Origin of the sequence: Tolypothrix sp. PCC 7601 (assembly GCF_025677855.1) — a bacterium.
Classification (GTDB): Bacteria; Cyanobacteriota; Cyanobacteriia; order Cyanobacteriales; family Nostocaceae; genus Aulosira; species Aulosira diplosiphon.
Genome location: NZ_CP064879.1, coordinates 6,801,026 through 6,822,916 on the forward strand (window position 1 = coordinate 6,801,026; position 21,891 = coordinate 6,822,916).

The following is a 21,891-nucleotide window of genomic DNA, read 5'->3' on the forward strand; positions in this document are numbered from 1 at the left end:
TTAGTATTTTTTTAGGTATGAAAAATCACAGATATGCTATGATAAGTTTCCTAAAAATACAAATACTTAGTTTTTTTAGGATAAAGCTTGGATGGTAACCTTGCCAACCTAAGAAAGTTATATATCTGATAGAGTGCGATCGCTATGTCAGCACAGGAAGCTGTTCTGGTAACACAAGTTTCACAAGCCTTGCACGCAAGTAGAATTGCGATTTTTACTCAGAACTCAGCACGGGCTAAACGCCCCGCTACCGCTAACAGCACTTCCAACCTATACACATAAAAAAGGAGGAAAGGAAAAAAAATTTCCCTTACCCCCTGCAAAGCTTTACTGGTTTAATCACGCTTAATTACGAGGATTAGCTATTAGCCATCAAGTTATTAAGAATCATCATGGCAATATCCACTTAGGGAACTCCAAAAAATAAATTATTCCGTTCAATTCGTTGACTGTTGACGGTTCACAGTTAACAGTCAGCAGTCAACGCTCAACAGTGAACAATAGCAATGGAATGTTTTTTTACTTGGAAGTCCCTTAATATCCCATCCTGAATATGGAACAGAATTTGCCATCAAAATCCCCATAGCATTAGTGAAACTAAGTACCAATCAATAAATCATGAAAGAAACACCCGCTTGCTAAATGTCTTAGTGCGATTCAGGTGAGGAGATGCGTACTTGGAACTCAATACAAGCAAGCGAGTGGGACTGATGATGGTGATGTACTCTCAATCCTAGTAATCTCGTTATGGCATGGTGAAATTGGCGAGACAATAACTAGGGAAAAACTACCGTTATCTTCTACCCTAAGTTAAATACTCTCTACTATCCCAACATCCAGAAATCGCCGCTATGTTGTGGGGAGCCAGAATCATCTACTGTCAAGCAATCAACAAACTACCACTTTACCTAGGGAGCGGAGGGTGAGCGGAAGTAGTTCCACCAAATGGTAGAGTTGCCAGCATCAACCAGTAAGGACTCTATTCTTAGCAGTGAATTATGAAAAAAAGTTACGAAACTTAATCATCAGCTTCACAATTCATAATTCATTGGTTGGGAAACTGGATGTGAGAATTTGAGGAATTAAATTGAGAAATTTTCGCCAATTCATCCTGCAAGCAGATTAGTACTCATTTAACTATCAGCTATCAGCAGTCAATTAGACAGCTAAAGCCTGACGGCTGAATGCTGATAGCTATTTAAGCCATTTGATTTTCAATCGCCCACCGTGCTAGTTCAGTACGGTTGTGGAGATTGGTTTTGCCCAACATGTTGGACACATGGCTTTCAACGGTACGCTGACTGACGTTTAACTCTTCAGCAATTTCGCGGTTAGCTAAACCTCTAGCTACGAACTGTACAACTTTCAGTTCGGTTGGAGTTAGCTGTACATCGAAGGGAACTTGGATACGAGAACCGTTTTCCCCTCCTTTTGCTTGGTGTTCTTTCCAACGGATGGTTTGTTTCAGTGAAGATTCTACTTGCGCTACGAGTTCTTCAGGTTCAAAAGGCTTGACCATATAAACGTCAGCACCTTTATTTAGCCCTTTAACTCTGTCTGCGCTTTGTCCTTTAGCTGAAAGGAAAAGAACGGGAATCCAGCTAGTACGTTCATTTTGCCGGACTTGTTCTACAAAAGTGTATCCGTCCATTTCCGGCATCATCACGTCGCAGATAATCATATCTGGAACATCATGCTCTAGAATTTCTAAAGCTTCTCTTCCATTTTCGGCGGTGATGACTTCATATCCCCGGAATTCCAAGTAATCCTTCACCAGCAAGATGAGGTTAGGGTCATCATCAATCAGTAGAAGTCGTTTGTGATCTTTCATGCTGGGCTCTTTCATAGCAGTGGCACTTGTCGCGCTTCGGTCCATCAAGGTCTTGTATATTTATCCTCTATGGTGGATTATTCTGAGATGTTGTCTTTTTTCCCACTTAACCTGCCTTTGCTTCTGGGAAGTCTTATCAGTGATAACCACTGTTTAGGAGACTACTAGCTTATTGGCAATAGTCCAGTAAGGATACGTAGAGCAGTAGTAATTATAATGCGTTATTATATATCGCTTTGAAAGTGGCGGGTGAAAAAAGCGCTGATTAAATAATAATCCTTCCGATTCACAAGTTCAGTAATGGCTGAAGATGACCCTAGCTCAAAACCAACCCCCGCTTCAGAGCGCTTACTACCTAATTACGATATCCTTCGGATGTTAAGTCCTCTATCAGTTGTTCACAAGCAACCAGAGAAGTTTCTGGCAAAGGATGGGTTAAAAATACATATTCTTCCACCACCTTAATTTGCCTATCAAGTGTTCTTGTGTGATCCGCTCAATCACTTCCGTGTTTGCTCGACGATACCAGACACCATCCGGGTAAACAACTATTATCCGTCTAGAACCGAAAACCCGCAAGCAATTAGCTTTAGTTTCGTTAATGCAAATGGGACGACTATTTTGCGTCTGATAGAGTTTGAGCTGCTTCAGTCGCTTTTTTAAGTATTCCCAGGATTCCAGACTAGCTTGTTTTCAGCAGCAGTTAGTAACTGTCTGTCTAAAACAAATGAAAATATGTCGTTAAATCTTTGCAAATCCAAGAGTTTCTAGACAATTACCCAGGGGTTTATTGCCCAGATATTTAGTGGTTTTGGGGATTTTACGGCTGTACTGGATCGCTATATTGTTATTCATCGAGCTGCTCCCTGATTACAGTTCTATAACAATTTCTCCGCTTTGCAAATAAATTCATTCCTATAAAAATATTCATCACTGACAGCAAAAAACCTGAAGATTAAATATTAATAAGTATTTATGCTTAAGTATGTGTAATTAAGGCTGAAGAATTAAGGGTCAAGAGTCAAATTGTCAAGAGTTGCATAGACGCGATTCATCGCGTCTGTACAAAGGTTAAGAGTTAATCCTTTCCCAGTCCCCAATCCCCATTACCCCTTATCCCCAGAGGGGGCCCCGAGTTCCCCAATCCCCAATCCCCAACCCCCAATCCCAAGCAGTTCGGAAACCCGTACACCCAAAATTGTTGCCATTGTGTGCGACTCTTCGGTAAATTAGCACTCAGGAGTTGAGAGTGCTAACTCTGGAGAAATTAAATATGGCAGCAGTATCTTTAAGCGTTTCTACAGTAAAACCTTTAGGCGATCGCGTTTTCGTGAAAGTGAGCGCATCTGAAGAAAAGACCGCAGGTGGTCTTTATTTGCCCGACACCGCCAAGGAAAAGCCCCAGGTCGGTGAAGTAGTTGCAATTGGCCCTGGTAAGCGGAATGATGACGGTTCTCGTCAAGAACCAGAAATCAAAATTGGAGACAAAGTTCTGTACTCCAAGTACGCTGGCACAGATGTCAAGCTCGGCACAGAAGAATATGTCCTGCTTTCTGAAAAAGATATTCTAGCAGTCGTTGCGTAATGGTCATTGATCATTGGTCGTTTTGTCATTAGTTAATGACAAAGGACAAATGACAAGGGACAAATGACAAAAGACAAAAGACAAATGACAAAGGACTATTAACAATTATGGCAAAGCGCATTATCTACAACGAAAACGCCCGTCGCGCCCTGGAACGAGGCATGGATATTCTAGCTGAAGCAGTGGCTGTTACCCTTGGCCCTAAAGGTCGTAACGTCGTGCTAGAGAAGAAATTTGGCGCACCGCAAATCGTCAATGATGGCGTAACCATTGCCAAAGAAATTGAATTAGAAGACCATATTGAAAATACTGGCGTGGCTTTGATTCGCCAAGCAGCTTCTAAAACCAACGACGCGGCGGGTGATGGTACCACCACAGCTACCGTTTTGGCTCACGCAATTGTGAAAGAAGGCTTGCGGAACGTTGCTGCTGGCGCAAATGCAATTTTATTGAAGCGTGGTATTGACAAAGCCGCTAACTTCTTAGTAGAAAAGATTGCTCAACACGCTCGTCCTGTAGAAGATTCCAAGGCTATTGCTCAAGTTGGTTCCATCTCCGCCGGTAACGACGAAGAAGTCGGTCAGATGATTGCCCAAGCAATGGATAAGGTAGGTAAGGAAGGCGTAATTTCCCTAGAAGAAGGGAAATCTATGACCACCGAACTGGAAATCACCGAAGGGATGCGCTTTGACAAAGGCTATATTTCTCCCTACTTCGCTACCGACCCAGAACGGATGGAAGCAGTCTTCGATGAGCCTTTCATTCTGTTAACCGATAAGAAAATTGCTTTGGTACAAGACCTTGTACCCGTGCTTGAGCAAGTAGCACGTGCTGGTCGTCCCTTAGTAATCATTGCTGAAGATATTGAAAAAGAAGCTTTGGCAACTCTGGTAGTTAACCGGTTACGTGGTGTACTCAACGTTGCTGCTGTTAAGGCTCCAGGATTTGGCGATCGCCGCAAAGCTATGCTGGAAGATATCGCTATCCTCACCGGCGGTCAACTAATCACCGAAGATGCTGGTCTCAAGCTAGATAACACCAAGCTAGATAGCCTAGGTAAAGCTCGCCGCATCACCATTACCAAAGACAACACCACAATTGTTGCTGAAGGTAATGAAGTTGCTGTTAAGGCTCGGATTGACCAAATCCGTCGTCAAATTGAAGAAACCGAATCTTCCTACGACAAAGAAAAACTGCAAGAACGTCTAGCTAAACTAGCTGGTGGTGTTGCTGTAGTTAAAGTCGGTGCAGCTACCGAAACCGAAATGAAGGATAAGAAGCTGCGCTTAGAAGACGCTATCAACGCTACCAAAGCTGCTGTTGAAGAAGGTATCGTTCCTGGTGGTGGTACAACCCTCGCTCACTTAACTCCTCAACTGGAAGAATGGGCTAACAGCAACCTCTCTGGTGAAGAATTAACTGGTGCGTTGATTGTTGCTCGTGCTTTACCTGCTCCTCTGAAGAGAATTGCAGAAAACGCAGGTCAAAACGGCGCTGTAATTGCTGAACGCGTAAAAGAAAAAGAATTCAACGTTGGCTACAACGCTGCAACCAATGAGTTTGTTGACTTGTTTGTAGCTGGTATTGTTGACCCTGCTAAGGTAACTCGTTCTGCTCTGCAAAACGCTGCTTCCATTGCTGGTATGGTGTTGACAACCGAATGTATCGTAGTTGACAAGCCTGAACCCAAAGATGCTGCTCCTGCTGCTGGTGGCGGTATGGGTGGCGGCGACTTCGATTACTAATATTTTCTAGCCCCCTATTTGTCAAAACAGCTGCTTCCCTGGTGGAGGCGGCTGTTTTTTTGTGTTATTAAATCGCAGAATTATAGTAAATAAATTGATAATCAAATAAAAATCGGAAAATAGCTTGAGTTACGATAACGCTTGTAAATATTTAGCTGAACAGTACCCAGCAGATTTTGTGCGCTGGCTGCTGGGAGTAGACGCGCCACAAATTGAAATATTAAAAACTGAACTGACACTTGAGCCAATTCGTGCAGATTCAGTGACATTTCTACAAGCTGCTAACCAAATTCTGCATATTGAATTTCAAACATTAACAATATCTAATCCGCCGCTTAATTTCCGAATGCTCGATTATTCGGTGAGGTTAAAGCGTCAATACCGATGTCCTGTAACGCAGGTGGTTATCTTTTTACAAGAAACTACCAGCGAAGTAGCTTTCATTGAAGAATATCGAGACGACACAACAATTCACCAATATCAGGTTGTTCGTCTCTGGGAACAAGATTCAACAACATTTTTGGACAATCCTGCACTGTTACCTTTAGCAACATTAACCAGATCTGACTCACCGCAAGGACTGCTTGCCCAAGTTGCTGAACGAATCGCTACAATTCCAAATAGGGATCAGCGACAAAATATAGCTGGTTGTGTAGAGATTTTGGCAGGGTTGCGATTTGAAAAGGATTTAGTTCAGCAATTTTTACGGGAGGATATTATGAAAGAATCTGTAATTTATCAAGATATCGTTCAAAAAGAAGCATTGAAATTGATTAGCCGTATGCTTAAACGGCGGTTTGGTGATATAGATACATCATTATTTGAGCAAGTTCGGAATTTATCTGCTGAACAGTTAGAAGATTTGGGAGAAGAATTGCTCGATTTTTCTGTAGTTAATGATTTGGTAGCTTGGTTAGAACAGCAAAATTAGGATTAAGAAAAACGGTTTATTTTTAAATATGTGTCATGTTTTAGAAATTGATGCTGCAAGTAATTTTCCGCTTTTATCTTGAGCTTGTAATTTTTGAATAATATGCTCAATAATATTACCTAAATCTTTACGGCGACGGATAGAGCGATTTGGGTCAAGTTGACCGTGTTTCAATAATTCTCTAACCTTCTCCCCTAGCTCAGTTAAGTAAAGCCTTAGTTGTTCTTCACCATGTTCGCGTAAAATTTGCCGACATTCAGCAAGGATAACATCGCCATTTTCCAAAGTTTTACTAGGATTTGGCTGCTTTTGTTTTATTTCAGATGAATCTTTACTTTTATGAGCATTTAAACTATTAGCTAAACATTTTTCTACAGCCTTGGCAACTTGCGGATCGGATTCTACAAGTTCTGCAATAGCCCTTAATAAATTTGCAATTTGTGATGCTTCCATTATCTACCTGCTCTCTGAATAACTTCTTTAGCAAGTTTTACCATAGACTCATGAGATTGGTCATATTTCTGTTTATAAGTCAAATAATTACTAAAATCTATACTTTCTGCTATTTTTGCTCTTTCAGGAATTTTCGTGGGAAAAGTAGACGGATAAAAAGGATTGCCAACAATATAATTCAAATTTTCATTTTGTCCAATAGTGCCGTTATAACGTGAAATTAAAACTCCTATTGGTTTTAGGTTATGCTCATAATCGATATTGAACTTTTCAATCTGTGCAAGAACAAGGTCTAGAGCGTTAATTGACATTCTATTAGGCACACAAGGTATTATGCAAAAGTTGCTGAAATAAAACGCACTTTTAATAACTTTATTAATATTAGGTGGACAGTCTATTAAAATATAATCATATTTGCTTAATAAAGGATTTAAAAGCCGACGAAGTAAGGATATTGAGCTTGGAGGTAAATCTTCTTGAACTTCAAATAATCTTGGACTGCTAGGTATTAAATGTAGGCAATCAAATGAATTTTTATTCCTCACATTTGAAACATTATTTTTAACTATAAATTGATCGTTACCAATATCGTTTAAAAATTCTTGATAATTCTGAAACAAAAAAGGAACTGTTAAGCCTTTATTATCAAATTGCTTTTCCCATACATCCTCAGACATCAAAGCACTAGTTAAGTTACTCTGAGGATCAAGGTCAATAGTCAAAATACGCTTACCGTACATTGTATTGCCTGCTAAATATTCTGCTAATGCCATGACGATGGTAGTTTTGCCAACTCCGCCCTTGAGGTTGCAGATACTAATCACTTTAGCTGTCATAATTTATGATTGACTGAAACATTTTAGGGTCTACATTTATAGATTTCCCAGAAACTCAGCCAAAGTAACAGGTTTCAATATTCAGACATGAAAATTATCTCTGTGTCCTCTGCATCTTTACGGTTCATTAAAAAGTGGTTCTGTTGACATGCTTGAGCGCAAAAGTTGACATTTTGACGAAGTATCACAAGGATAATATTCCTTAATTTTTCGCTTTGTACAAAAACATTGAGAAAAAACTTTGCACCTTTGCGCCTTTGCGTGAGATTATTATCCCTGCTGCTACACAAAATTAATGAGTGAAATTCTCGAAAAAGAAGTTGCTAATACTTGGCATGGCAAACTTAATTTAGTCTATGCCGATCGCAAAAATGCCACCCAGCTAATTTACAACCACCAGCAAGCACCGCTAAAAGTACAGCGTCCGTTTTATCCAGAAGGCGAAAAAGTCTGTCATAGCGTCATTTTACATACGGCTGGGGGAGTTGTAGGAGGCGATCGCCTTTCTCTCAATTTTCACCTCCAACCCCACGCACAAGCTTTAATCACTACAGCCGCCGCAAGTAAAATCTACCGCAGCAATGGACTGCAAGCCAAACAAATTATCGATATCAAAGTAGATGCTGGGGCTTGTTTGGAGTGGTTACCCCAAGAAACAATTTTGTTTAACAGTGCGATTTATCGGCAAGATTTACGGGTAGAATTAGCAACCGAAGCCAGTTGGATAGGCTGGGAAATTACGCGATTAGGGCGCAGTGCTAGAGGAGAAAAGTTTTTGCAAGGAGAATGGCGATCGCATACGGAAATTTGGCAGCAAGGTGTACCTTTGTGGATAGATCGGCAATATTTACCCGGTAGCGAGGAAGTTTTTCACAGTCCCCACGGCTTGGCGGGACAACCAATTGTAGGTAGTCTAGTTTGGGTTGGTAATCCAGTTGACTCAGAAATTTTGGCAAAAGCCCGCAATTTATGGGATGGTGCAGGAGAGGTGGGGGTGTCGCGACTCCAACATGGACTTTTATGTAGATATCGCGGTGCTTCGTCATCTGAGGTGCGAAACTGGTTTACGTCTGTTTGGCAGATGCTACGGGTTAATTTTTTGAGTCGTGGTAGCTGCGTACCTAGAGTTTGGCAGGTTTGAACGAAGCGCAGAGGAGGAATAATGCAACTTACCCCACAGGAAAAAGATAAGTTGTTAATTTTTACTGCTGCTTTAGTGGCAGAAAGACGTAAAAATAGAGGATTGAAATTAAATTATCCTGAAGCAGTTGCTTATATTTCTGCTGCAATTTTAGAAGGTGCAAGAGATGGGCAAACTGTTGCAGAATTAATGAGTTATGGCACTACTTTATTAACGCGAGATGATGTGATGTCAGGTGTGCCGGAAATGGTGCATGAAGTTCAAGTAGAAGCAACTTTTCCTGATGGGACAAAGTTGGTGACTGTGCATGATCCGATTCGTTAATTTGTAAGGGAGTAAGGTATGATTCCAGGGGAAATTATTACGCCAGATGGGGAAATCGAATTAAATGCTGGGCGTGAAACTATTAAATTACTAGTAGGAAATACAGGCGATCGCCCTATACAAGTTGGTTCACATTTTCACTTTTTTGAAGTTAACTCTGCTTTAAGTTTTGATAGAGAACAAGCGCGAGGAATGCGTCTGGATATTCCCGCAGGTACAGCAGTTCGTTTTGAACCAGGGGATGAAAAGGAAATTACTCTTGTACCTCTGGTTGGGATGCGTCAGGTTTATGGATTTAATGGCAGAGTTAATGGAGAGCTTTAAAGGAAGAGGTTTTTAACGCAAAGGGGCGCAAAGGGAAACGCAAAGGTACGCGGAGTTAGAGAGTTAGAGTTTGTTGGCGACACGTTTGATGCCGTCTTTGAGGTGGAGAACGTTAAAGTTGAGAATGAGTCCGAGTTTGCAATTAGTGAGTTTGAGATAAGTTAAAAGTTGTACGGAGTGGATTGGGTGAATAGATTCTACTGATTTAATTTCAATAATTACTTTATTTTCTACTATTAAATCTAATCGATATACACAATCTAATTGCACTCTTTCATATTCCAGTGGTACGGGAACTTGTTTACCAACATTAAATCCTCTCTTCTTTAATTCGTAATGCAAACACTCCTCATAAGCTGACTCCAACAACCCCGGCCCCAATGCTGTATGCACTCGCATCCCACAACCAATTATCATCCCACTCAAATCATTCTCATCCATACTCCGCGTACCTTTGCGCTTACCTTCGCGTTACTTTGCGTTTAAACTCAATTCTACTCTCACTTACCAGGAATGTAATATGCCTTACAGAATGTCTCGCCGTGCCTACGCAGAAACCTATGGGCCCACAGTAGGCGATCGCGTCCGACTTGCGGATACAGAATTATTTATTGAAGTTGAACAAGATTTCACTACCTACGGCGACGAAGTGAAGTTTGGCGGTGGGAAAGTCATCCGCGATGGGATGGGACAATCGCCCATTTCTAACGCCGATGGTGCTGTAGATTTAGTAATTACAAATGCTTTAATTCTCGATTGGTGGGGTGTAGTTAAAGCCGATATTGGGATTAAAGACGGCAAAATATTTAAAATCGGTAAAGCCGGCAATCCTTATATTCAAAATAACGTCGATATTATTATCGGCCCGGGAACCGAAGCTTTAGCTGGGGAAGGGATGATTCTCACGGCTGGGGGTGTGGATTCCCACATCCATTTTATTTGTCCACAACAGATAGAAGTGGCGATCGCATCCGGAGTTACTACGATGATTGGCGGTGGTACAGGCCCCGCTACCGGGACAAACGCCACTACCTGCACCCCAGGCCCTTGGAATATGTACCGGATGTTGCAAGCGGCTGATGCGTTTCCTGTGAATTTAGGATTTTTGGGTAAAGGTAACGCCAGCCAACCCCAAGGACTTGTGGAACAAATACAAGCTGGTGCAATGGGGTTAAAGCTGCATGAAGACTGGGGAACCACTCCCGCAACTATTGACACTTGCCTCAGCGTCGCGGATGAGTATGATGTACAAGTGGCAATTCACACCGACACCCTCAACGAAGCCGGATTTGTCGAAGATACCATTGCAGCTTTCAAAAATCGTGCTATTCACACCTACCACACCGAAGGCGCAGGCGGTGGACACGCGCCAGATATTATCAAAGTTTGTGGCGAGGCGAATGTTCTCCCATCTTCCACCAACCCCACACGCCCTTACACCCTCAACACTTTAGACGAACACCTGGATATGTTGATGGTATGTCATCATCTCGATCCTGCGATCGCGGAAGATGTCGCCTTTGCTGAGTCTCGTATCCGTCGGGAAACCATCGCCGCCGAAGATATTTTGCACGACTTAGGCGCGTTTAGCATGATTTCCTCTGACTCCCAAGCGATGGGGCGGGTAGGTGAAGTAATAATTCGCACCTGGCAGACATCTCATAAAATGAAGGTGCAACGGGGAATCCTTAACCCGCAAGGAGATGAGCAAAGGGCAGACAATTTTCGAGCGAAAAGATATGTCGCCAAATACACCATCAACCCAGCCATAGCCCACGGAATCGCCCAGTATGTGGGGTCAGTGGAAGAGGGGAAACTTGCAGATTTATGTTTGTGGCGACCGGCATTTTTTGGCGTGAAGCCAGAAATAGTTATTAAAGGCGGAATGATTGCATGGGCGCAAATGGGCGACGCTAACGCCAGCATTCCCACACCGCAACCAGTGCATATGCGACCGATGTTTGGTAGCTTTGCGGGTGCGCGTCACGCTACATCATTAACTTTTGTTTCCCAAGCGGCGTTAGAAAGGGAGATTCCTAGCCAGTTGGGTTTGCGAAAATCGGCGGTTGCAGTTTCCGGGACACGCCAAATAACTAAGCGGGATTTAAAGCTAAATGATGCGCTACCTCATATTGAAGTAGATTCAGAAACCTATGAAGTCAGGGCTGATGGCGAATTGCTGATTTGTGAACCTGCGACAGTTTTACCAATGGCCCAAAGATACTTTTTGTTTTAGTCCATGACCGAGCAATCTACCGATTACGATAGTCCTTGGAAAGAAATCATAGAGCTATATTTTAAGAGCTTTTTGGAATTCTTTTTCACCCAAGCTTACGACGCGATCGACTGGACACGACCTTATGAATTTCTGGACACAGAACTACAACAGCTAGAACCTGATGCAGAAATTGGGCGGCGTTTCGTTGATAAAGTCGCGAAAGTTTGGCTACTGGATGGGGAAGAAGCTTGGGTATTAGTTCACGTAGAAGTCCAAGGACAATATGACAGCCAATTTGCCGAACGGATGTACACCTACAACTACCGCTTGTTTGACCGCCATAAACAGCGAGTTATTAGCTTGGCTGTATTAGCCGATGAACAAGCAAATTGGCGACCTTCCAGCTACGGCTATGAATTGGCGGGATGTCGGGTCAGCTTAGAGTTTCCCATAGCAAAGTTATTGGACTATGAACAAACTTGGGAAACCCTAGAGCAAACCACCAATCCCTTTGGGATAATAGTGATGGCACATCTCAAAACCAAAGCGACCCAACGCAACCCAGAAAGTCGGCTACAGTGGAAACTAAGCCTAGTTAGACAACTCTTTGAAAAGGGATATAGCCGAGAAGATATTCAAGAAATATTCCGGTTTATCGACTGGGTGATGGTTTTACCAAAAGAATTGACAAGTAGTTTCAAAACAGAAGTGAGAAATTACGAGGAGACAAATAGAATGCGATACGTAACTAGTATTGAAAGGTTAGCAAAAGAAGAAGGGATTATTGAGACTGCAAGAGAAAGCGTAATTGAAGTTCTAGAAACTCGCTTTGGAGAAGTGCCAAATACTATTGTGGAAGCTATCAATGCTATAGAAGAACCATCGGTATTAAAGACACTTCATAAAAGAGCGATCGCAATTCCTTCCACAACAGAATTTCAGCAACTTTTGGAAAGTATAGTCTCTGGTGAATAACTGTAAGTATAAAACAGTTTTTTACAAGATATCTCTCTTAAAGATGAGAGTAAAGTTGCCCTCATCGATTTTCTGTCTTGGAGTTACAATCAAATAGTAAAACCTTGTATTTGATATATAAAATCATGCAACCTTTTAAGAAAAAAATTGTAACTGATGAAGCCATGCGTCCGGTAGCTGTATTGATAGATTATCAGGACTGGCAGGAAATTGAAAAAATATTAGAAGCTCATCAATCACAACAAAAACAAGAGTTTAATTTAAACCAGTATGCGGGTGTAATTCAACTAACTCAAGACCCTTTGGAATATCAACAGCAAATTAGAGATGAGTGGTGTTGACTTGAGGAGAATAAATGCTTAGACACGAAGTGGCTTGCTACTAGGCATCAATCTGATGCATTAATAATACAAGCCGACGTATTGGCATAACAGACCGACGTATTAACATTACGAGTCGATGTATTAGCATAACAGACCGACGTATTAACATTACGAGCCGACGTATTAGCATAACAGACCGACGTATTAACATTACGAGCCGACGTATTAGCATAACAGACCGACGTATTAACAATACAAACCGATGTATTGGCATAACACAGCAATATATTGGCATAACACGCCGATCGCCTGTTTTGTGGTGAGAGTGCGATCGCTTTTCTTGAGAGCGTCAGCATTAGCACTTTTTAAAAGCTAAAATCAAAGTGCAGCATTCCATGTTCAATTTATGATGACTCCGAAATTGATGATTGAACCTTCATATTGGTTGGGAACAGGAATCAAACTAGAAAAAGTTAATAATCTTAATTTTTTTAAGTTTACCGATGAACTGCAAGCACGTTCAGATGATCTGCTAGAACGGAGCAAATCTGGATTAATCACAGCAGAAGAAAAAGCGGAATTAGATGGTATATCTGAGTTAGCGCAGATTTTTACCTACGCTAATTCTGTTTTAGCTGCTGAATCAAAATGGTTCCCCAATCCATCCGAGAAATCATCGCTGACAGAGCAAAATACCTCTGCGAATATTGCCACTCCCCAGAATTTGTAAATACTGACCGCTTCACTGTCGATCATCTCATTCCACAGTCTTTAGGTGGCTCGGATGAACTGGAAAATCTAGCTTTATGTTGCCGTCGTTGCAATGAACGTCGCTATAATTTTACATCAGGAATTGACCCGCAAACTCAAAAGTAAATACCTCTATTTAATCCTCGTACACAACAGTGGTCAGAACATTTTATCTGGACTGTAGAAGGGACAAAAATAATAGGAATAACCCCAACAGGTCGAGCAACCTGTAATCGACTTGATATGAACGATCAACGTCATGGTAACGGATTCATTCAAAAATCTCGTCGGCTTTGGGTGCAAGTAGGTTGGCATCCTCCCCAAAAAGATCCACGCCAAGAAAATGATAATTAATTTAATAGTAAAGTGGCGATCGCCTGTTTTTTAAAGAGAGCGATAGCAAAAGATAATGCAATCTCACGAGTACTAGTATAAGCTGAGGCTCTGGAGAAAATCAGGGCATAAGCTAAGACGAAATAAAATGCTCTCACTGCAAAAATCTTAACTTTAGCGGATACGCTAAACCTGTGTCTATGGTCTACTATCTAGGCTGGGAAAGCTGCAGCCTTGGTGTATTTGCTTAATAAAATTAATGTCTGTTGCTTACAATATATCAACTTGCTACTAATTTAGTTTTAAAACTTAACCAAACATGATTCAATTAGTGAGTAATTCTTTGCTGATAAAAAATTAGATAATCTAAAGTTATATAAAATTAAAAAATCAACAGGACTTACGCAACTGGCACAGTGATCCCCTGGCATAAGAGTCAAAAGTCAAGAGTCAAGGGTCAAAAATTTAGATTTTTTGGACTCTTGACATTTGACCTTGGACAAACCTAAACGAAAAAAATATGACACTTGCGTAAGTCCTAATCAATTTAAGCTTTTAGGTAAATAATATTTATTCAAGAGGAATGTAAATATAATTCATATAAATATAAATAAGATTACAAAAATTCAATTTACCTATACCTGGTCGCTACATGAACTCACAGAATTCTCGCTCTGACAAAATTTTGGTTGTAGATGATTCTCCAGATAATGTGTTTTTAATCAAAACAATTTTGGAGGAAGAAGGCTACACCGTTAGCACAGCAGAAAATGGTGCTTCAGCTTTAGCGCAACTAGAAGCTTCTCCCTGTGACTTGGTATTGTTGGATTTAATGATGCCAGGAATGGATGGTTACGAAGTTACTCGGCGGATTCGGGGGAATGCTGCCATGCAGCAATATATCCCCATACTGCTGATTACTGCTCACGATGCGCCAAATGTTGCTAAAGGATTAGATTTAGGTGCTGATGACTTTATCCGCAAGCCTGTAACAGTGGATGAATTGCTAGCACGGGTGCGATCGCTCTTACGGCTAAAACACAGTATCGATGAACGTGATGAAATCGCTCGCCAACGCGAAGATTTTGTTTCTCGCCTCACCCATGACTTACGCACCCCCCTAGTAGCAGCCGATCGCGTACTGCTGTTGTTTCAGGAAGGTGCTTTAGGAGCCTTATCTCCGCAAATGGAAGAAGTAATCACCATCATGGCGCGCAGCAACACCAATTTGCTTTCGATGGTTAATACTCTATTGGAAGTGTACCGCTTTGAAGCTGGGCGCAAAACCTTGGCGTTTTTACCAGTGAATATTCAGCAATTATTAGAGGAAGTGGTGGGAGAATTAACACCCTTAGCTCAAGCCAAAACACTAGCCCTAAATTTTGCTGTTGCTGAAGAGTTAACCACTAAAACAATCATGGGCGATCGCTTGGAATTACATCGTCTATTTACTAACCTCATCGGTAATGCCATTAAATTTACCGCTTCTGGCTCCGTAAATATTCGTCTTAGTTCAACAACTGAAACCAGTCAAAACTTTGATGTCGATGCTGCTGAAAATTCAACAATTAGTGGCTACCTAATTGTTGAGGTAGAAGACACAGGCCCCGGTATTTCTGCTGAAGATCAAGCCAGTTTATTTGAACGATTTCGCCAAGGAAGTCACAAGACTTCTGGTAGTGGATTAGGACTATATCTTTCGCGGCGAATTGTTGAGGCTCATCAAGGTAATATTCTAGTTAAATCTGAATTGGGTAAAGGTAGTTTATTCATGGTTATGCTACCTATAAAAAAGTAAGTTAAAGGTCAAGAGTCAAGAGTCAATTGTCAAAAGTTAAAAAATATGATTGGTGAATTATCAATAACTGCGGCTGATATTATTCGGAAACAGCGTGAGTTGTTTCAAACTGGTAAAACCAAAGATGTTGCTTTTCGGATTGCACAACTGAAAATTTTGAAGCAAGCAATTCTGGATAATGAATCAGCAATTGTGCAAGCATTAAAAGCTGATTTACATAAACCAGAATTTGAAACTTACGCTACAGAAATTTTCGTCCTTAAAGAAATTGATTATGCAATTAAAAATCTTAAAAATTGGGTAAAGCCGCAGAAAGCCGCAGTTCCTATTGAATTTTTACAATATTCAGCCAAGATTTATCCAGAGCCGTTAGGAGTTGTTTTAATTATCGGCCCTTGGAACTATCCATTTAACTTAATTACCTCACCCTTAGTAGGTGCGATCGCATCTGGTAATTGTACAATTCTCAAACCTTCAGAACTAGCACCTCATACCTCTAGCCTACTGGCTGAGATAATTGCTAAATACTTTGAGCCAGCATATATTGCATTGGTAGAAGGAGGTGTAGAAACTAGCCAAAATCTGCTAGCAGAAAAATTTGACCACATATTTTTTACTGGTGGTACAAGTGTAGGCAAAATAGTCATGGAAGCCGCTGCAAAACACCTCACACCAGTTACTTTAGAATTAGGTGGGAAAAGCCCTTGTATTGTAGATAATGAAATCAATCTAGAACAAACTGCAAGGCGAATTACTTGGGGTAAGTTTATTAATGCTGGACAAACTTGTATCGCTCCTGACTATATTTTAGTTGATAAAAAAATTAAAAATAATCTAATCGATGCTATCAAAAAATGTATCAAAGAATTTTATGGAGATAACCCTGCCAAGAGTCCAGATTTTGCCAGGATTATCTCTCAAAAACACTTTGATAGGTTAGCAAATCTCCTCAAAAATGGTGAAGTAATTATTGGTGGAGAAATCAATTCAGAAGAACTTTATATTGCTCCCACACTGCTGGATAACGTTTCTTTAGAAGATGCAGTGATGCAGGAAGAAATTTTTGGGCCGATTTTGCCCATCATTGAATATGGTGACATTAAAGACGCGATCGCCCTAATTAACTCTCGACCAAAACCCTTAGCTTTATACTTATTTACCCAAAATAAAAGCCTGCAAAAGCGCATTTTGCAGGAAACTTCATCTGGTGGAGTTTGTCTCAACGATACAGTTTTGCAATTTGGTGTTCCTTCTTTACCCTTTGGTGGTGTGAGTGATAGTGGTATTGGCAGCTATCACGGTAAAGCCAGTTTTGACACCTTCTCCCACCGTAAAAGCGTCTTGCAAAACTCCTTTTTATTGGATATAAATTGGCGTTACGCTCCCTATCAAGGAAAATTAGCTTTCCTCAAACGAATTCTTGGTTACTAAATAATTCACAAAATTCCTAATTTCTAGAGCGCGTTATTCGCAAACTCATATTCAATTACGAATTACGAATTACGAATTAGTAACTATAACGCTCTTCCGCCCAAGGTTCACCACGTTGGTGGTAACCATTACGCTCCCAAAAACCCAGTTCTTCACGACTGAGAAACTCTAAACCATTAATCCACTTAGCACTTTTCCAAGCATAAAGATGGGGAACAACTAACCGCAGAGGCCCACCATGTTCTGCTGGTAAAGGTTCACCAAACAAATTAAAAGCAAAGAAATTTTCTTCACGCAGAAAATCTGCCATTGAGATATTTGTAGTGTAGCCACCATAGCAATGTTCCATCACATGAACTGCTTGGGGATCTACCTCTATCAAACTCATAAAATCTGTAACTTTAATCCCAGTCCACTTAACATCGAGTTTAGACCAGCGAGTTACGCAGTGAAAATCTGCTGTGAATTCAGATTGAGGTAAAGCCATAAAATCTGCCCATGTAAAAGTGGCAGGTTTTGCCAAACCCCAAACTTTAAATTCCCATTCTTCCGTATTTATTTGCGGTGTTGCACCATAAGTTAAAACAGGGAACCCCTTAGCTAGATATTGGCCAGGAGGTACCCGTTCGTTCTCTTGTTGCTCTGGTTTCTGAAAAAATTTTCCTAACATATTCGTAGAAAAATGAATTTTTCAAGATAATTTAGTACTCTTGAGATGATTGTCTAAGGATTTGAGCATCTGCGCTACCCTCAAAAGGAGGCAAAATACTAATCGCGCTGAATACTAAAAATCCAGAAACTACAGATAACTTACTTTTTATAAATTCTTTAAGCATCAGTCATAGGCAATAGTTAATTGAGCTTATCCAATTAACTATAACTATGCATAATACCGAAAAGCAGCGAAAAAGCGCTCATTTAATAGCGCTGTTCGTGCTTTTCTTAACTAGGGAATTTATTCTTCTTCTGCTTCCTCTTCTTCAGCACTTGGATAAACAAATGTAGAGCGTCCAGTCAAAATAGACTTGCCCATTGAAAGAGCTTTTTGAGCCTCAACAGCAGCTTTATGTCTCCAGGTAGCGCGGCGTTTATCTCTCTTGGATTTAGATGTTTTCTTCTTAGGAACAGCCATGATAGCGGATATCGCAATTCTTGACAACCTTTTTATTCTAAGCCATCCACTGACACTGGCAACAAGAGGTTGTTAAAGAATTGGGCATGGGGCATTGGGCATTGGGCATGGGTAATCGGTAATAGGTAATAGGTAATTGGTAATTGGGGTTTGGTGTTGGGTGTTGGTAATTTCCCCTCATTTCCCTAGTCACCAGTCACCAGTCCCCAATCCCTAGTCCCCAGTCCCTTAATTACTAGCAGGGGGAGTTGTGGGATTTTCTGTAACAGGTGGAGGTGGAATTGTGGGATTTTCTGTAGCAGGTGGAGTTATGGGATTTTCTGTAGTAGCTGGCGGAGTTGCGAGATTTTGCAGAGCAGGTGGGGCTGCTAGATTTTGTTCAAAAAACAATAGCGATCGCGCTGTCTTAAAATAAGTTGCCCACCGTTGGGTATCGGGACGATTCCGCCATTGGGGACGACTCACATCTAAAGCTAAAACTGGGGCGATCGCTCCTTGGCTTTGTACGGATACCATTACGGAAACATCTGTTACTAAAATATCTTGATCGAAGCTTCTCTGGGCTGCTGCTCTCGCTGCCGCTTCTGCCCTTCTCAGTACAGTTTCGTAGGTTTCTTCCGGTAGCCGATCAATTGCTAGATCAACTCTAGCGGTGTAAGCTCTAACAATCTGCGGGGCGATCGCTTCACAGACAAACCACACAGGAACAGCAGTTAAGAGCAAAAATATTAACGGAACTATCCGGATTTTTGTGCCAATTTGGCTAATAACTGAAAAGGAAATGATCGATGATGGTTGATGAGCAACACTTCTACTCATGACCTGGTAACTCCTTACTGCATTATTTGTAATTTAAATTCAGTGAAAGTATTTTCCGAGTAAATTATGTAATAAAAATTACATACAATTTTGGGTTCGAGAGAAATCTCCTAAACTATAAGACATAGGTTAACTTTGTTTTTTAGGCAAAGCCAACCGCAATTTTAAGCAAACAACTATGACTAAAGAGGGGATGACAAATTACTGGGCGATCGCAATTGGAATTAATCAATATCATCTATTTCAACCTTTAGATTGCGCCAAAGCAGATGCTGAGGCACTCAAGGATTTATTGGTGACACAGGCAGGTTTCACGCCGCAAAACTGCCTGTTGATGACAGATACTTCACCACCGCTTAATAAAGATAAATCTACCTATCCGACGAGGGAAAATATCCTGCTGTTATTGGAGGATTTAGCCGCATCATCTTGGCAACCACAAGACCATCTGTGGTTATTCTTTAGCGGTTATGGCATCAACTACAAAGGTCAAGATTACTTAATGCCAGTGGAAGGGAACCCCGATCTCGTGCAGGAGACTGGTATAGAATTGCGATCGCTGATGCAAAGTCTGCAACTTACTAATTTAAATGTATTGCTACTACTGGATATTAACCGTGCTTTTGGTACTCAAGCCGATGCTCCCGTAGGGCAAGAAACCATAGAACTAGCTCAAGAACTACAACTGGCGACAATTCTGTCTTGCCAACCAGAGCAATTTTCCCATGAAAGCCGTGAACTAGGTCATGGCTTCTTTACCGCAGCGTTATTGGAAGCTTTGCGTTCTGGTCGTGGCACTAACTTGGCGGATTTGGAACGCTACTTGAGTTTGCTTACGCCACAATTATGTCAACATTACTGGCGACCTACGCAAAACCCGATCGCTGTGCTTCCATCTCAGCAGCAGGTTATCTTACCAGCACCGCAACCCCCTACTATCCCAACTAAAAGCGAAGTAAACTCCGTGATTTTTCCGGAAGAATCCTTCGTTGTCGCACGTGCAGCACCTGCTCTAGAAAATTCTCCCAAAACTTCAGCAAATTTAGAAAAAACGGGTATCAACCGACCAGTTCAAGGAGTGGAAACTACTGTCAGTCGTAGATCCAAACCCGGAAAATCTGCTCAGTTGACGGTAGGAAATGAGAACTTTCCCGCTCAACCAGTCTCAGGTTCAGCTAGTAAATTCACCTCTCAAGCGCTTCTTCACCCAGAGGAGAAGTTTAAACAACTACCGCCATCTTCCCCAGAAGAAAGTGGTAGGGAAAGGTTTATTCCTGATGCTTCCCCTGGTTACATTTCCCAAGCGCCTGTAACTCAGCCAAATACACCATTTTGGAAACAGTTGTTGTGGTGGCTTGGCGGTGGTTTGTTAATAGTTGGTTTAGTTGCAGTAGTTTTTCTCCGCAATCAATCAAAATTTGGCATTACCGAAGTATTTAGGACATCAACTAATACAGCTACTAATCAGCCACAAGACATCAATACTTTACCAAGTACTCGTCCTATCACAACTGCCGCTTCTCCAACTCCAGAGCCAAAACCATCAAATTCGCCACCAGTAGTTAATCCTGAGTCACAAACACGGAGTCAAGCAGTCTTAGATCTGGCGAAAATGTCCCTGAGAGAAACTCAGGCTAGCGATTTAAGTTTAGCGATCGCCACGGCGCGCAAAATTCAACCAGGTGAACCGCTTTACGAACAAGCTCAGGAAGATATTAAAATCTGGAGTCGCATGATTTTAGATTTGGCAGAAGGTCGCGCTCAACAAAAACAGTATGCCAGTGCCGTAGCTGCCGCACAATTAATTACTAAAGACGAATCTCTGTATCCTAAAGCACAAGCATTGATTAACCAATGGCGACTAGAAGCCAAGCAGTATGTCAGTAACAAAACTCTTTTAGATGCTGCTAATGCGTTAATTAAATCAGGACAAGCATCTACATATAATCGGGCAATCGAAGTTGCAAAAAAAGTCCCACCAGGACAGCCAGGCTTCGATGTTGCCCAAAAATCAATTAATAAATGGAGCGAAAAGATTTTGGACGTAGCGAAAAATCGTGCAGTCCAAGGTGAACTCAATGCAGCAATTGAAACCGCAGCCTTAGTGCCAGAAATGACATCTGCCTATGAAGATGCTCAAGAAGCCATCCAAAAATGGCAAGTTAGGCGGATAAAAAATTAGTCCAGAGTCAAAGAGATTTGGATTAACTCTAATACTTCTCGGTTAAGCGTTTTGAACTCGAAATTGGTTGTGGGAAAAGATTAAAAAAGTTTTTTCTTTCCCTTTTCCCATTCCCCTTTACCCCTTAACCTGAAAAAGACGAAAGGGTAAAGGTTGTATCCCCTTACCCTTTGTTCTTGACCAAGCAATAATGGCTAAAAATGGAGAAGCGATCGCTTACGTTTAATGTGAATTCAGTCTTAAAAGCCTTTAATTTCTTCGATAGCCACAAAACCATAATTTTGAGCTAGTCTAGAAACCCTTATTAACTAAGCGGCGCTTTTCATTCACATAAGGCGTAACTTAGAATTAACAGTACTGAGACACATCCTCTCCACATTCATCAGCTAGATAGCATAATGCCCGGAAACGTAAGCTCACAACTTCTTCATACAAAGGATTCAGCTTACACATTGGCGGAATGTGAAATAAGGTTTTGCCAAATAACTTGACATCACGCTCAAAAGGACATTGGGAAGGAATTATTTGACACAAGCGGTGCGCTAATTTGCGATCGCGTACTTGTATTTTGTCTACGGTTTGTCGTAAGGGCTGGAGAATATCAAATTTAGACTTAGCAGCAGCACTATGTAGCTGAGTTACATCGGTATTGTTGGCTTCTGCTGGATTTATTGATACCCAACTTGCGAGAAAAATTCTTTTCGTGGTATTATCAAATACCTTCATGGTTTACTCCTCTATTGACTTGAGGGTATTCACC

At 41.2% G+C, this 21,891-nt stretch carries 25 protein-coding genes; 15 read left to right on the forward strand and 10 right to left on the reverse strand.

Features of this window, described 5'->3' with window-relative positions; all coding sequences use genetic code 11:
- Positions 1-1,198: 1,198 nt before the first annotated feature.
- Entirely contained in the window at positions 1,199-1,876 is a 678-nt protein-coding gene (locus HG267_RS27385; protein WP_010997804.1) for a response regulator transcription factor, read from the reverse strand.
- Between the two features lie 255 nt (positions 1,877-2,131).
- Here HG267_RS27385 and HG267_RS27390 point away from each other — a divergent pair, with 255 nt between their 5' ends.
- From HG267_RS27390 to HG267_RS27405, 4 genes are all read left to right on the forward strand, one after another.
- Positions 2,132-2,296: a hypothetical protein gene (locus HG267_RS27390; protein WP_155539447.1), complete on the forward strand. Its 165-nt coding sequence runs from the start codon at positions 2,132-2,134 to the stop codon at positions 2,294-2,296.
- 808 nt (positions 2,297-3,104) lie between these two features.
- Positions 3,105-3,416 carry a co-chaperone GroES gene (groES, locus tag HG267_RS27395; protein ID WP_045872370.1) on the forward strand — a complete coding sequence of 104 codons (312 nt, stop codon included), beginning with the start codon at positions 3,105-3,107 and terminating at the stop codon, positions 3,414-3,416.
- A 107-nt stretch (positions 3,417-3,523) separates the two neighbouring features.
- Entirely contained in the window at positions 3,524-5,161 is a 1,638-nt protein-coding gene (gene groL / locus HG267_RS27400) for a chaperonin GroEL (RefSeq protein WP_045872371.1), read from the forward strand.
- A gap of 124 nt (positions 5,162-5,285) precedes the next feature.
- Positions 5,286-6,092 (forward strand): DUF4351 domain-containing protein, encoded by an 807-nt coding sequence (locus tag HG267_RS27405; protein WP_045872372.1) that lies wholly within the window; start codon positions 5,286-5,288, stop codon positions 6,090-6,092.
- 33 nt (positions 6,093-6,125) lie between these two features.
- Here HG267_RS27405 and HG267_RS27410 read toward each other — a convergent pair whose 3' ends face one another.
- Positions 6,126-6,545 carry a hypothetical protein gene (locus HG267_RS27410; RefSeq protein WP_045872373.1) on the reverse strand — a complete coding sequence of 140 codons (420 nt, stop codon included), beginning with the start codon at positions 6,543-6,545 and terminating at the stop codon, positions 6,126-6,128.
- A complete protein-coding gene (locus tag HG267_RS27415; protein WP_045872374.1) occupies positions 6,545-7,381 on the reverse strand; it encodes a ParA family protein in 837 nt (278 codons plus the stop codon). Before HG267_RS27415 ends, HG267_RS27410 begins: the two co-directional genes overlap by 1 nt.
- Positions 7,382-7,676: 295 nt before the next feature.
- Between HG267_RS27415 and HG267_RS27420 the strand changes: the two genes are divergently transcribed.
- Genes HG267_RS27420 through HG267_RS27430 form a run of 3 tightly spaced genes read left to right on the forward strand, consistent with a single transcriptional unit; the run spans position 7,677 to position 9,170 of the window.
- Positions 7,677-8,522, forward strand: a complete 846-nt coding sequence (locus HG267_RS27420; RefSeq protein ID WP_045872375.1) for an urease accessory protein UreD — start codon at positions 7,677-7,679, stop codon at positions 8,520-8,522.
- A 21-nt stretch (positions 8,523-8,543) separates the two neighbouring features.
- The gene (ureA, locus tag HG267_RS27425) at positions 8,544-8,846 is read left to right on the forward strand and encodes an urease subunit gamma (RefSeq protein ID WP_045872376.1); all 303 of its coding nucleotides are present in this window, start codon (positions 8,544-8,546) and stop codon (positions 8,844-8,846) included.
- A gap of 18 nt (positions 8,847-8,864) precedes the next feature.
- On the forward strand, positions 8,865-9,170 hold the full coding sequence (locus HG267_RS27430) for an urease subunit beta (protein ID WP_045872377.1): 306 nt from the start codon (positions 8,865-8,867) through the stop codon (positions 9,168-9,170).
- Positions 9,171-9,233: 63 nt separating this feature from the next.
- Here HG267_RS27430 and HG267_RS27435 read toward each other — a convergent pair whose 3' ends face one another.
- On the reverse strand, positions 9,234-9,611 hold the full coding sequence (locus HG267_RS27435; RefSeq protein WP_045872378.1) for a GxxExxY protein: 378 nt from the start codon (positions 9,609-9,611) through the stop codon (positions 9,234-9,236).
- Between the two features lie 79 nt (positions 9,612-9,690).
- Here HG267_RS27435 and ureC point away from each other — a divergent pair, with 79 nt between their 5' ends.
- From ureC to HG267_RS41775, 5 genes are all read left to right on the forward strand, one after another.
- A complete protein-coding gene (ureC, locus tag HG267_RS27440) occupies positions 9,691-11,406 on the forward strand; it encodes an urease subunit alpha (protein WP_045872379.1) in 1,716 nt (571 codons plus the stop codon).
- 3 nt (positions 11,407-11,409) lie between these two features.
- Positions 11,410-12,363, forward strand: a complete 954-nt coding sequence (locus HG267_RS27445; protein ID WP_045872380.1) for a hypothetical protein — start codon at positions 11,410-11,412, stop codon at positions 12,361-12,363.
- A gap of 125 nt (positions 12,364-12,488) precedes the next feature.
- Positions 12,489-12,704, forward strand: coding sequence for a hypothetical protein (locus HG267_RS27450; protein ID WP_045872381.1), 216 nt, complete (start codon positions 12,489-12,491; stop codon positions 12,702-12,704).
- Positions 12,705-13,092: 388 nt separating this feature from the next.
- Positions 13,093-13,416 carry a hypothetical protein gene (locus tag HG267_RS27455; RefSeq protein ID WP_309227638.1) on the forward strand — a complete coding sequence of 108 codons (324 nt, stop codon included), beginning with the start codon at positions 13,093-13,095 and terminating at the stop codon, positions 13,414-13,416.
- Positions 13,335-13,562 carry an HNH endonuclease signature motif containing protein gene (locus HG267_RS41775; RefSeq protein WP_309227639.1) on the forward strand — a complete coding sequence of 76 codons (228 nt, stop codon included), beginning with the start codon at positions 13,335-13,337 and terminating at the stop codon, positions 13,560-13,562. The genes HG267_RS27455 and HG267_RS41775 overlap by 82 nt, the downstream gene beginning before the upstream one ends.
- A gap of 224 nt (positions 13,563-13,786) precedes the next feature.
- Here HG267_RS41775 and HG267_RS27465 read toward each other — a convergent pair whose 3' ends face one another.
- Positions 13,787-13,927, reverse strand: a complete 141-nt coding sequence (locus HG267_RS27465; RefSeq protein ID WP_155539449.1) for a hypothetical protein — start codon at positions 13,925-13,927, stop codon at positions 13,787-13,789.
- A 494-nt stretch (positions 13,928-14,421) separates the two neighbouring features.
- Between HG267_RS27465 and HG267_RS27470 the strand changes: the two genes are divergently transcribed.
- Positions 14,422-15,567, forward strand: coding sequence for a hybrid sensor histidine kinase/response regulator (locus HG267_RS27470; RefSeq protein ID WP_045872383.1), 1,146 nt, complete (start codon positions 14,422-14,424; stop codon positions 15,565-15,567).
- Between the two features lie 45 nt (positions 15,568-15,612).
- Entirely contained in the window at positions 15,613-16,998 is a 1,386-nt protein-coding gene (locus HG267_RS27475) for an aldehyde dehydrogenase (protein WP_045872384.1), read from the forward strand.
- 76 nt (positions 16,999-17,074) lie between these two features.
- On the opposite strand, the gene HG267_RS27480 is transcribed toward HG267_RS27475, so the two are convergent.
- The 4 genes from HG267_RS27480 to HG267_RS27495 all read right to left on the reverse strand — a co-directional run bounded on the left by HG267_RS27480 (position 17,075) and on the right by HG267_RS27495 (position 18,949).
- Complete coding sequence (locus tag HG267_RS27480; protein ID WP_045872385.1) at positions 17,075-17,668, reverse strand: sulfite oxidase-like oxidoreductase; 594 nt, start codon at positions 17,666-17,668, stop codon at positions 17,075-17,077.
- A gap of 285 nt (positions 17,669-17,953) precedes the next feature.
- On the reverse strand, positions 17,954-18,130 hold the full coding sequence (gene rpmF, locus HG267_RS27485) for a 50S ribosomal protein L32 (protein ID WP_045872386.1): 177 nt from the start codon (positions 18,128-18,130) through the stop codon (positions 17,954-17,956).
- Positions 18,131-18,167: 37 nt separating this feature from the next.
- Positions 18,168-18,311, reverse strand: coding sequence for a hypothetical protein (locus HG267_RS27490; protein ID WP_155539451.1), 144 nt, complete (start codon positions 18,309-18,311; stop codon positions 18,168-18,170).
- A gap of 47 nt (positions 18,312-18,358) precedes the next feature.
- Positions 18,359-18,949 (reverse strand): hypothetical protein, encoded by a 591-nt coding sequence (locus tag HG267_RS27495; RefSeq protein ID WP_045872387.1) that lies wholly within the window; start codon positions 18,947-18,949, stop codon positions 18,359-18,361.
- A gap of 193 nt (positions 18,950-19,142) precedes the next feature.
- Between HG267_RS27495 and HG267_RS27500 the strand changes: the two genes are divergently transcribed.
- Positions 19,143-21,131: a caspase domain-containing protein gene (locus HG267_RS27500; RefSeq protein ID WP_045872453.1), complete on the forward strand. Its 1,989-nt coding sequence runs from the start codon at positions 19,143-19,145 to the stop codon at positions 21,129-21,131.
- Between the two features lie 348 nt (positions 21,132-21,479).
- Here the strand turns inward: HG267_RS27500 and HG267_RS27505 are convergent, their stop codons facing one another.
- On the reverse strand, positions 21,480-21,857 hold the full coding sequence (locus HG267_RS27505; protein ID WP_045872388.1) for a Mo-dependent nitrogenase C-terminal domain-containing protein: 378 nt from the start codon (positions 21,855-21,857) through the stop codon (positions 21,480-21,482).
- Positions 21,858-21,891 lie beyond the last annotated feature (34 nt).

Bases quoted from the DNA above. Each gene is read 5' to 3' on its own strand.
- HG267_RS27385 (WP_010997804.1), bottom strand. From the start codon at position 1,876: ATGGACCGAAGCGCGACAAGTGCCACTGCTATGAAAGAGCCCAGCATG.
- HG267_RS27390 (WP_155539447.1), top strand. From the start codon at position 2,132: ATGGCTGAAGATGACCCTAGCTCAAAACCAACCCCCGCTTCAGAGCGC.
- groES (WP_045872370.1), top strand. From the start codon at position 3,105: ATGGCAGCAGTATCTTTAAGCGTTTCTACAGTAAAACCTTTAGGCGAT.
- groL (WP_045872371.1), top strand. From the start codon at position 3,524: ATGGCAAAGCGCATTATCTACAACGAAAACGCCCGTCGCGCCCTGGAA.
- HG267_RS27410 (WP_045872373.1), bottom strand. From the start codon at position 6,545: ATGGAAGCATCACAAATTGCAAATTTATTAAGGGCTATTGCAGAACTT.
- HG267_RS27415 (WP_045872374.1), bottom strand. From the start codon at position 7,381: ATGACAGCTAAAGTGATTAGTATCTGCAACCTCAAGGGCGGAGTTGGC.
- HG267_RS27420 (WP_045872375.1), top strand. From the start codon at position 7,677: ATGAGTGAAATTCTCGAAAAAGAAGTTGCTAATACTTGGCATGGCAAA.
- ureA (WP_045872376.1), top strand. From the start codon at position 8,544: ATGCAACTTACCCCACAGGAAAAAGATAAGTTGTTAATTTTTACTGCT.
- HG267_RS27430 (WP_045872377.1), top strand. From the start codon at position 8,865: ATGATTCCAGGGGAAATTATTACGCCAGATGGGGAAATCGAATTAAAT.
- HG267_RS27435 (WP_045872378.1), bottom strand. From the start codon at position 9,611: ATGGATGAGAATGATTTGAGTGGGATGATAATTGGTTGTGGGATGCGA.
- ureC (WP_045872379.1), top strand. From the start codon at position 9,691: ATGCCTTACAGAATGTCTCGCCGTGCCTACGCAGAAACCTATGGGCCC.
- HG267_RS27445 (WP_045872380.1), top strand. From the start codon at position 11,410: ATGACCGAGCAATCTACCGATTACGATAGTCCTTGGAAAGAAATCATA.
- HG267_RS27450 (WP_045872381.1), top strand. From the start codon at position 12,489: ATGCAACCTTTTAAGAAAAAAATTGTAACTGATGAAGCCATGCGTCCG.
- HG267_RS27455 (WP_309227638.1), top strand. From the start codon at position 13,093: ATGATGACTCCGAAATTGATGATTGAACCTTCATATTGGTTGGGAACA.
- HG267_RS41775 (WP_309227639.1), top strand. From the start codon at position 13,335: ATGGTTCCCCAATCCATCCGAGAAATCATCGCTGACAGAGCAAAATAC.
- HG267_RS27470 (WP_045872383.1), top strand. From the start codon at position 14,422: ATGAACTCACAGAATTCTCGCTCTGACAAAATTTTGGTTGTAGATGAT.
- HG267_RS27475 (WP_045872384.1), top strand. From the start codon at position 15,613: ATGATTGGTGAATTATCAATAACTGCGGCTGATATTATTCGGAAACAG.
- HG267_RS27480 (WP_045872385.1), bottom strand. From the start codon at position 17,668: ATGTTAGGAAAATTTTTTCAGAAACCAGAGCAACAAGAGAACGAACGG.
- rpmF (WP_045872386.1), bottom strand. From the start codon at position 18,130: ATGGCTGTTCCTAAGAAGAAAACATCTAAATCCAAGAGAGATAAACGC.
- HG267_RS27490 (WP_155539451.1), bottom strand. From the start codon at position 18,311: ATGAGGGGAAATTACCAACACCCAACACCAAACCCCAATTACCAATTA.
- HG267_RS27495 (WP_045872387.1), bottom strand. From the start codon at position 18,949: ATGAGTAGAAGTGTTGCTCATCAACCATCATCGATCATTTCCTTTTCA.
- HG267_RS27500 (WP_045872453.1), top strand. From the start codon at position 19,143: ATGACAAATTACTGGGCGATCGCAATTGGAATTAATCAATATCATCTA.
- HG267_RS27505 (WP_045872388.1), bottom strand. From the start codon at position 21,857: ATGAAGGTATTTGATAATACCACGAAAAGAATTTTTCTCGCAAGTTGG.